At 71.7% G+C, this 8,476-nt stretch carries 10 protein-coding genes and 1 riboswitch; of the genes, 4 read left to right on the forward strand and 6 right to left on the reverse strand.

The window, feature by feature from the left end; genetic code table 11:
• Nucleotides 1–407, reverse strand: a 407-nt coding sequence (locus tag D452_RS0109665; RefSeq protein ID WP_017543946.1) for a molybdopterin-dependent oxidoreductase, incomplete at its 3' end; no start/stop codon positions are given.
• Nucleotides 408–525: 118 nt separating this feature from the next.
• A complete protein-coding gene (locus tag D452_RS0109670; RefSeq protein WP_017543947.1) occupies nt 526–1,539 on the reverse strand; it encodes an alpha/beta hydrolase in 1,014 nt (337 codons plus the stop codon).
• Between the two features lie 216 nt (nt 1,540–1,755).
• Here D452_RS0109670 and D452_RS0109675 point away from each other — a divergent pair, with 216 nt between their 5' ends.
• Complete coding sequence (locus tag D452_RS0109675; protein ID WP_026129142.1) at nt 1,756–2,568, forward strand: HAD family hydrolase; 813 nt, start codon at nt 1,756–1,758, stop codon at nt 2,566–2,568.
• Nucleotides 2,569–2,646: 78 nt separating this feature from the next.
• Nucleotides 2,647–3,138 (forward strand): DUF2087 domain-containing protein, encoded by a 492-nt coding sequence (locus tag D452_RS0109680; protein ID WP_017543949.1) that lies wholly within the window; start codon nt 2,647–2,649, stop codon nt 3,136–3,138.
• 13 nt (nt 3,139–3,151) lie between these two features.
• Here D452_RS0109680 and D452_RS0109685 read toward each other — a convergent pair whose 3' ends face one another.
• The 4 genes from D452_RS0109685 to D452_RS0109700 form a co-directional block, all read right to left on the reverse strand.
• Nucleotides 3,152–3,517: a VOC family protein gene (locus D452_RS0109685; protein ID WP_017543950.1), complete on the reverse strand. Its 366-nt coding sequence runs from the start codon at nt 3,515–3,517 to the stop codon at nt 3,152–3,154.
• A 61-nt stretch (nt 3,518–3,578) separates the two neighbouring features.
• Nucleotides 3,579–3,893 carry a DMT family transporter gene (locus D452_RS0109690; protein ID WP_017543951.1) on the reverse strand — a complete coding sequence of 105 codons (315 nt, stop codon included), beginning with the start codon at nt 3,891–3,893 and terminating at the stop codon, nt 3,579–3,581.
• Nucleotides 3,894–3,925: 32 nt separating this feature from the next.
• Nucleotides 3,926–3,991: riboswitch (guanidine-III (ykkC-III) riboswitch) on the reverse strand.
• Nucleotides 3,992–4,046: 55 nt separating this feature from the next.
• A complete protein-coding gene (locus tag D452_RS0109695) occupies nt 4,047–4,730 on the reverse strand; it encodes a GntR family transcriptional regulator (RefSeq protein ID WP_017543952.1) in 684 nt (227 codons plus the stop codon).
• Nucleotides 4,731–4,792: 62 nt separating this feature from the next.
• On the reverse strand, nt 4,793–6,091 hold the full coding sequence (locus D452_RS0109700) for a molybdopterin molybdotransferase MoeA (protein ID WP_017543953.1): 1,299 nt from the start codon (nt 6,089–6,091) through the stop codon (nt 4,793–4,795).
• A gap of 78 nt (nt 6,092–6,169) precedes the next feature.
• Between D452_RS0109700 and D452_RS0109705 the strand changes: the two genes are divergently transcribed.
• Nucleotides 6,170–7,153 (forward strand): 2-dehydropantoate 2-reductase, encoded by a 984-nt coding sequence (locus D452_RS0109705; protein ID WP_017543954.1) that lies wholly within the window; start codon nt 6,170–6,172, stop codon nt 7,151–7,153.
• Between the two features lie 86 nt (nt 7,154–7,239).
• Nucleotides 7,240–8,476, forward strand: a 1,237-nt coding sequence (locus D452_RS28025) for a molybdopterin oxidoreductase family protein (protein WP_017543955.1), incomplete at its 3' end; no start/stop codon positions are given.

Raw genomic sequence — 8,476 nt, forward strand, 5'->3', positions numbered from 1 at the left:
AAGGTGTGCACGACCCACGCCTGCCCGTCGGTGAGGTCCTCCAGCGGCAGGTTCGTGGTGTAGCCGCCGTAGGAGTGGGCCAGTGCGTGGTCGGCGGCGCTCTCCACGTCCGCCAGCAGCGTGTCCAGGGAGACGCCCACCCAGTCGGTGTCGAGCTTGGACCAGCGGGTGACGCAGTGGATGTCCACGTGCGGCCGTTCCTGGGCCAGCCCCATGAACTCGTCCCAGGTCCAGCTGTGGGCGGCTCCGGTCTCCGCGGTGATGGTGAAGGCCCAGTCGTCGGTGTCGACGCGCGGCGTGGGGCCCGCGCTCAGCACCGGGAAGTCGTCGGTCTGGTACTGCCCTGGCGGAACGCGGTCGGATTCGGCGCCGCGCCGACCCTGGAAACCGCGCGTGAACATGTTCATGCTCGACCCCTGTCGTGTGAGACGTTCCAACGGAGCGCACCGTGCCGCGCCGGGAACGGGGGTGGGCGGCGGGCGCCCACCCTCGTCGGACACGTCACTCCGACGCGCGACGCACGCCCTAGCGAACCCCGGCGCCGGTGGACCGCGCGGCCTGCTGGCGGGGCACCGACGAGCGGGTGCCGAGGACGTCGCTGAGGAAGTCGCTGGCCAGCAGCAGGGCCGCCTGGTTCGCGTGGGTGTCGCGCATGCTGTCCACCATCATGAAGTCGTGGATCATGCCCTGGAAGCGGACCGCGGTCACCGGCACCCCGGCCTCGCGGAGTCTGCGGGCGTAGGCCTCGCCCTCGTCACGCAGAACGTCGGCCTCGCCGTTGAGCACGATCGCGGGCGGCAGGCCGCGCAGCTCCTCCAGCGACGCCCGCAGCGGGGAGGCGTAGACCTCCCTGCGCTGTGCGGGGTCCGGGGCGTACTGGTCCCAGAACCAGATCATCCCGTCCCTGTTCAGGAAGTACCCGAAGGCGAACTGGTGGTAGGAGCCGGTGTCGAAGTCGGCGTCGGTCACGGGGTAGAGCAGTGCCTGTCCCCTGAGCGAGACGTCACCGCGGTCCTTGGCCATGAGCGCCAGCACGGTGGCCATGTTGCCGCCGACCGAGTCACCGGACACCGCCATACGGCCGCCGTCCAGGTTCCTCTCGGCGCCGTGGCGCACGACCCACTGGGCGGCCGCGTAGTTCTGCTCGATCGCGGTCGGGTACCTGGCCTCCGGTGAGCGGTCGTACTCGGGGAAGACCACCGCGGCACCGGTGCGGGTGGCCAGTTCACGAACCAGGCGGTCGTGGGTGTTGGAGCTGCCGAACACCCAGCCCGCACCGTGGACGTAGAGGATCACCGGCAGGACGCCGGTGGCGCCCGCGGGGCGCACGATCCGGATCGGCACCTGGCCGGTCGGCCCGCCCTCGATGGTGATCCACTCGTCGGTGATCTCCGGCTTGGGCACCCCCTCGCCGCTCTGCACGCCCTCCAGGATGTCCCGGCCCTGTTCGGGAGGGAGCTGGTAGATGAAGGGCTCGTTGGCGTTGGCGTCGGCGAACTCCTGGGCTTCCCTCTCCAGAACCACCTTGTTCTCGGACATGCCTACTCCATGGGTACGGCGTCAGAACGGGTCGGGGTTCCGCACGCGTGCTCCGTCCCGGAACCCGGGCTGGGGATGCCCGTGGCCCTCATCCGGGTAACCCGGTTTTCGCAACATTTGGCCCCCCACAAGCCAGGAATTGGCGGCGCCACGGCCGGTGGTCCCGGGGGGTGGGGCCCCTCCGGGACCGTCACTCCCCGACGCCATAATGTGCCCATGGTCCTTCCTCGTGTGATCGCCACCGACCTTGACGGAACCCTCCTCGACCAGAACGGCCAGGTCTCCCCCCGCAACCACCGAGCCCTCACCGCCGCCGTGGAGGCGGGGGTCAGGGTGGTCATCGTGACCGCCCGTCCGCCGCGCACCACAGAACCCTTCGCCGCCATGTTCGACTGCGCCGCCGTGGTCTGCGGCAACGGCGCCCACACCCAGCTGCCCGGGGAGGCGGAGCCGCTGGTGCGGGCGATCGACCGCGACACCTCCGGCACGATCGTGGAGAAACTCCGGTTCTCCCTGCCGGGCCTCGGGTTCGGGGTGGAGACCGGCACGGACTTCTACCACGACACCGACTACCACCTGGAGCCGTGGATTCGGGCCGAGTGGGTCAAGGGGGTGCTGGACGGCACCGACGCCCTGCTGACCGCCGCGACCCCGGTCACCAAGCTCATCGCCCGGTCCAAGCAGTACCCGGTACACGAGATGTACGAGGCGGCCGTGACGGCCGTGGGCACGCTCGCCGAGCCGACCTACTCGGGCGGGGCGGGCCTGGTGGAGATCAGCGCGGCGGGGGTCAACAAGGGCAGCACGCTCGCGATGCTCTGCGAGCGCTGGGGGGTCGACCGCGAGGAGGTCGTGGCCTTCGGGGACATGCCCAACGACCGCTCCGCGCTGACCTGGGCGGGTTCGGGGTACGCGATGAGCAGCGGGCACCGGGACCTGCTCGATCCCGCGCTGGGTCTCAGGGTGGCCCCGTCCAGCTTCGAGGACGGGGTGGGCCGCGTGGTGGAGGAGATCCTGGAGCGGGCCTGACCGGATAATCACTGGCCGGGGTCGCGGCGCGGCCCCTACGGTGGCGGAATCCATTCGCTCTGCCCCGAGGAACCCGCCGTGCCGCACCCCACCCAGCTCGTGTCGTCACTCGCCGCCCCCGAACGGCTGTCGCTGTTCGCACGGATCGTCACCGCCGGACCCGAGGGGCTCGACCGGGGTGAGGTCCGGGGGACGGCCAAGCACCTGGCGCGGCTCGTGCGTGACGGTCTGGTGCGCGAGGAGGGCGCGCGGCTCGTCGCCGTGCCCGGGGTCTTCACCGAGGCCATGCGCGAGCACAAGGACGTGACCCGGACGACCGACCCCGTGGACGCGCTCTTCCACGAAGGGCGGCTCACCTCGATGCCCGCCAAGCGCGACCTCCGCTTGGCGGCCCTCGGCCGTATCGCCGAGCGCCTGTTCGCCCCGGAGCTGGAGTACACGGAGAAACAGGTGAACACGGCGATCCTGACCTGCTTCGACGACCCCTCCGCCCTGCGCCGCTACCTGGTGGAGGAGGGGTTCCTGGACCGCGAGGACGACGGCAGCCGCTACCGCCTCGCCCGAGGGTAGGGGAAGGGGCCGGTCAGAAGCCGTCGGCGTCCGGCTTGACCAGGCAGAACTCGTTGCCCTCGGGGTCACGCAGAACCTGGAACGAGCCCTCCTCATCGGTGACCACCTCCCCGACAGGGGTGGCGCCGTGTTCCACGACGGAACGGACGGACGCGGAGAGGTCGTCGACGACCACGTCCGCGTGGACGCGGTTGGGGCGGGCCTTGGCCTCCGGGGTCGGCTGGAACGACAGCCGGGGCTGGCCGTCGGCTCCGTGGAGAACGGCCCAGCCGTCCGACCGGGCCTCGACCTCACCACCGATCACGAAGGCCCAGAAGCGGGCGAGGGCGAGCGGGTCGACGGCGTTGACCACCCACTGGGCCAGGGATCCCTGAGTCATGCGGGCACCCTAACAGCGGGCGGGCCGTCCGCCCGGGCACCGGGCCCGGGCGGGCGGGTGACTAGTGGAGGACCTTCAGGCCGACGACGCCGGCGACGATGGCGATCAGGCACAGTGCCTTGGGCACACTGAAGCCCTCACCGAGGAAGAACATACCGATGAGCGCGGTACCGACCACACCGATGGACACCCAGATGGCGTAACCCGTGCCGAGCGGGATGGTGCGCAGCGCGAACGCCAGACCGGCCATGCTCAGGGCGAGGGTGACACCAAAGATCACCGAGGGCCACAAGCGGGTGAAGCCCTGTGAGGCGTGGAGCGCGGCGGCCCACGCGGTTTCGAGAAGACCGGAGATCACGAGAACGATCCAGGCCATGACCTGTTACCTCCAAGACGTACGAACTGTGGTTCGCGCCGTCTTGTCTTGACCGGGTACGGCGCCCCTCGTCCGGAGTCTCAGGTACTCGAACCCTACAACGACCCCTGAGGGGTGAGGCTTCCAGGGTGGGTGGTCAGACCCGTCACCATCTCAGGGCCGCGTGCCGTCGACTTCCTCATGGTAGGTACGGCGGGTGCGTTCGGTGTGCTCACTCATGAGTTCGCGCGCGCGAGCCGTTTCGCCCCGCTGGATGACCTCGACCAACTGCTCGTGCTCGTCCCAGGAGGCGGAGCCGCGGATCCGGGCCACGGGCGCGTAGTACCAGCGGACCCGGCGGTCCACCTGCGCGGCGAGTTCGGCGAGTACCCGGTTGCCGGAGGCCTCGGTGACGGTGCGGTGGAAGTCGGCGTTGGCCTTGACCACGGCGTCGGTGTCGGCTCGCTCAGCTGCGGCGCGGCCGGTGGAGACCAGGTCGCGCAGCTGGCCGATCTGCTCGTCGGAGGCGTTCTCCGCGGCGAGCCGCGCGGACTCGGCCTCCAACATGGCACGCACGGCCAGGAGCTGGTCGGCCTCGCTCTCGGTGGGGGTGTGCACGAAGGCCCCGTAGCCGGGCCGCAGGTCCACCCAGCCCTCGTTGCTGAGCCGCTGCATGGCCTCGCGGACCGGCTGGCGCGAGACCCCCAGGGTGCGTGCCAGCTCGGTCTCGACCAGGTGCTGCCCCGGTGAGAGCGCCCGGGTGGTGATCAGGTCGAGAATCGCCTCGTAGACGGCCTCGCGCAGCGGAACCGGGCGCTGGATGCGTCCCGCTACGGCGTTCAATCCCTGCGAGGACATGAGGAGTCTCCCGAATCCGGTGGTCGTTGTAGACAGTGTACGAAGTTCGGTGCGTGCGTGGGTCACACGGGAAGGCCGACCAGCTCGACGCGGCCGGGGACCCGGCCGGGCGGGACCACCGCGAGCGCGTCGGCCACGGCGGCGGCGCGCAGATCGGCGGAGCCGCTCGCGGGTAGTTCCACCGCGAGGTCGCGGCTGACCCGCACCGGGAGCAGGCGGGTGTCGGATGCGTGCGGCCGAACGTCACCGACCAGCCGGACCCGCCTTCCGGTGTGCGCGGGGTCCCGACGGTCGGCGCGCCCGCTGAGTACGGGGACCAGAAGGGTGAGCGCGGCCACGAAGGCGGCACCGGGGTTACCGGGAAGGCCGACGACCACGGCCCCCGAGGGCAGGACGGCGAGCAGTTGCGGGTGGCCGGGACGGCAGGCCACCCCGTCGACCGCGAAGATCGCACCCAGGGCGGTCAGTGCCGCGCGCAGGTGGTCGGCGGGGCCCGCCGAGGAGGAGCCGCAGACGGCCACGGTGTCCGTCCCCGACGCGGCGTCCAGCCGCTCCTCCAGGGCACCCGCGCGGTCCGCCACCGCGACGGGGGGCTCACAGCGGCCGCCCGCCCAGGCCACCAGCCCGGGGAGGATCGGGCCGATGGCGTCACGGACGGCGCCCGGGCGAGGCACCCCTTCATGCACCACCTCGTCACCGGTGACGAGGACGCGCACGCGCGGGCGCAGCGCCGGGAGGGAGTCGTTGCCCAGGCTGGCGGCCAGCCCCAGGAGCGCGGGGGTCACGGGGCTGCCAGCCCGTGCGGTCACCGTCCCGGCCAGGGTGGTCTCGCCCCTGCGGCGGAGGTGCCGCCCGGGTGCGACCTCGCCGTACAGCAGCCGTGCACCGTCCGGCGCGGAAGGGGCGTCGGCTCCGGCAGCCGGATCACCGATTCCCCCTGTGCCCTCCGGTTCCCAGGGGGCCAGGGTGGCGTGTTCGTAGGGAAGGACGGCGGTGGTTCCGTCCGGCGCGACGGCGCCCGTGGCCGTCTCCACCGCCTCTCCCGGGTTCAGGCGCACGACCGGCCCCCGGTGACCGGCGAGTGACCGCCCGAGGACGAGCCAGGGCCCCTCGCCGCAGACGGCGTACCCGTCCATGGCGGCGCTGTCCAGGACGGGCACGTCGATGGCGGAGACGAGGTCGGCCGCCAGGGTGGCACCCCGGACCTCGGTCAGGGGCACGTCCTCGGCGGGCGTGCCCGCGGCGGCGCCGACCTCCCGGGCCAGCTCGCGCGCCCGGGGCCACGGGGTGGGCGTGTGGTCTCCGGAGGGGCGGCGGTCACGAAGAAGCGGAGAAGTTTCCCAGGCACCCGAGTCGGGCATTCCTTCTCTCCCTGCCGTGGTGAGGGGACGGGTGCAAGTGAGCATACTGTATACAGTATGGAATAGGAAGGAGTCCTCATGCGCATCGCCGTCCTCGGCGCCGGAGCCATCGGCGCCTACGCGGGCGCCGCCCTCCATCGCGGCGGAGCAGACGTCCACCTCATCGCCAGGGGCGCCCACCTGCGCGCCCTGCGCGAGCACGGCGTCCGGGTCCTCAGCCCCCGTGGCGACTTCACCGCACGCCCCCACGTCACGGACGACCCCGCCGAGATCGGCCCCGTGGACGCCGTCCTGCTCGGCCTCAAGGCCCAGCACTACGCCGACTGCGGACCGATGCTGCGCCCCCTCCTGGGACCGGCGACCGCCGTGGTCGCCGCGCAGAACGGCATCCCCTGGTGGTACTTCCACGGGGTGGAGGGGCCGCTCGCCGACCATCGCATCGAGAGCGTGGACCCGGCGGGGGCGGTCAGCCGCGCCATCCCCGTCGAGCGCGCCGTCGGCTGCGTGGTCTACGCGGCCACCGAGATCGTGGAACCGGGGGTGGTCCGGCACATCGAGGGCACCCGGTTCTCCGTCGGGGAGCCGGACCGCTCCGACTCCCGGCGCTGTCGCGACCTCTCCGAGGCGATGACGGCGGGCGGGCTCAAGTGCCCGGTCGTGCCCGACCTCCGCGTGGACGTCTGGGTGAAGCTGATGGGCAACATCGTCTTCAACCCGCTGAGCGCGCTCACCCGCTCGACCATGGCGCAGATCTGCCGCCACCGCTCGACCCGCGACCTGGCCCGCACCATGATGAACGAGACCCTGGACGTGGCCGCCCGGCTGGGCGTGCGCACCGACGTCTCCGTGGAGCGCAGGCTCGCGGGCGCCGAACGGACCGGGGACCACCGGACCTCCACCCTGCACGACCTCGAACGCGGCCGCCCGATGGAGCTGGACGTGATCCTGTCCGCCGTGGTCGAGCTGGCCGACCTCACCGGCGCCCCCGCGCCCACCCTGCGCGCGGTCGACGCCGTGGCCGGCCTGCTCAATCAGCGGGTGTCGGAACCCGCGCTGGTCTAGCGCCTCCACAACCCCGTACCATTGCCCGTTTCACCAACATTGCATACAGTATTCCCTTTGAGGCCACGAACCCCGAGCGAGGCCACATGCGACGTTCCGCAGACCACTCCAACCCCCTCGACCGACTCACCCGACCCCTCGTCCGCGAACACGGAGAACTCCGCCCCGCCAGCTGGGAGGAGGCCCTCGACCGCGCCGCGGCCGGCTTCCGGAAGGGCGTCGACCGCCACGGACCCAACTCCTTCGGCATGCTCTCCTGTGCCAGGGCCACCAACGAGATGAACTTCGTCGCGCAGAAGTTCACCCGCGTCGTGGTCGGCACCAACAACGTCGACTCCTGCAACCGCACCTGCCACGCCCCCAGCGTCGCGGGCCTGTCCGCCGCCTTCGGCTCCGGCGGCGGCACCTCCTCCTACGCGGAGATCGAGGACACCGACCTCATCGTCATCTGGGGCGGCAACCCCCGCTTCGCCCACCCGATCTTCTTCCAGCACGTGCTCAAGGGAGTGCGCAACGGGGCCCGGCTCTTCGTCGTGGACCCCCGCCGCACCCCCACCGCGGAGTGGGCCGACCGCTGGTTCGGCCTCAACGTGGGCACGGACATCCCGCTCGCCCACGCCGTGGGCCGGGAGATCCTGCACGCCGGACTGGCCAACGAGTCCTTCATCGAGCGCGCCACCAGCGGGCTCGACGAGTACCGCGCGCTGGTGGAGCCGTGGACGCTCTCGGCCGCCGAGGCCGAGACCGGTGTCCCCGCCGAGGCCATCCGCGAACTCGCGCACACCTACGCCCGCGCCGAACGCGCCCAGATGTGCTGGACCCTGGGCATCACCGAACACCACAACGCCACCGACAACGTGCGTTCGCTGATCAACCTGTCCCTGCTCACCGGACACGTCGGGCGGCACGGCTCCGGCCTCAACCCGCTGCGCGGCCAGAACAACGTGCAGGGCGGCGGCGACATGGGCGCCATCCCCGACCGCCTGGCAGGGTTCCAGGACATCCTGGACGCCGAGGTCAGGGCCCCGTTCGAGCAGGCCTGGGGCCGCCCCATCCAGGACCGCAAGGGCCTCAACCTCACCCAGATGTTCGAGGCCATGGAGGAGGGCGAGCTGAGGACGCTCTACGTCATCGGCGAGAACCCCGTCCAGTCCGAGCCCGAGACGCACAAGACCACCGCACGGCTGCGGTCCCTGGACCACCTGGTGGTCCAGGACATCTTCCTCACCCGCACCGCCGAACTCGCCGACGTGGTGCTTCCGGCCAGCGCCGCCTGGTGCGAGTCCGACGGCACCTTCACCAACAGCGAGCGGCGGGGGGGGG

Source organism: Nocardiopsis prasina DSM 43845 (genome assembly GCF_000341265.1).
Lineage (GTDB): Bacteria > Actinomycetota > Actinomycetes > Streptosporangiales > Streptosporangiaceae > Nocardiopsis > Nocardiopsis prasina.

Excerpts from the sequence above, each read along its gene's own strand:
- D452_RS0109670 (WP_017543947.1), bottom strand. The coding sequence starts at position 1,539 with ATGTCCGAGAACAAGGTGGTTCTGGAGAGGGAAGCCCAGGAGTTCGCC.
- D452_RS0109675 (WP_026129142.1), top strand. The coding sequence starts at position 1,756 with ATGGTCCTTCCTCGTGTGATCGCCACCGACCTTGACGGAACCCTCCTC.
- D452_RS0109685 (WP_017543950.1), bottom strand. The coding sequence starts at position 3,517 with ATGACTCAGGGATCCCTGGCCCAGTGGGTGGTCAACGCCGTCGACCCG.
- D452_RS0109690 (WP_017543951.1), bottom strand. The coding sequence starts at position 3,893 with ATGGCCTGGATCGTTCTCGTGATCTCCGGTCTTCTCGAAACCGCGTGG.
- D452_RS0109695 (WP_017543952.1), bottom strand. The coding sequence starts at position 4,730 with ATGTCCTCGCAGGGATTGAACGCCGTAGCGGGACGCATCCAGCGCCCG.
- D452_RS0109700 (WP_017543953.1), bottom strand. The coding sequence starts at position 6,091 with ATGCCCGACTCGGGTGCCTGGGAAACTTCTCCGCTTCTTCGTGACCGC.
- D452_RS0109705 (WP_017543954.1), top strand. The coding sequence starts at position 6,170 with ATGCGCATCGCCGTCCTCGGCGCCGGAGCCATCGGCGCCTACGCGGGC.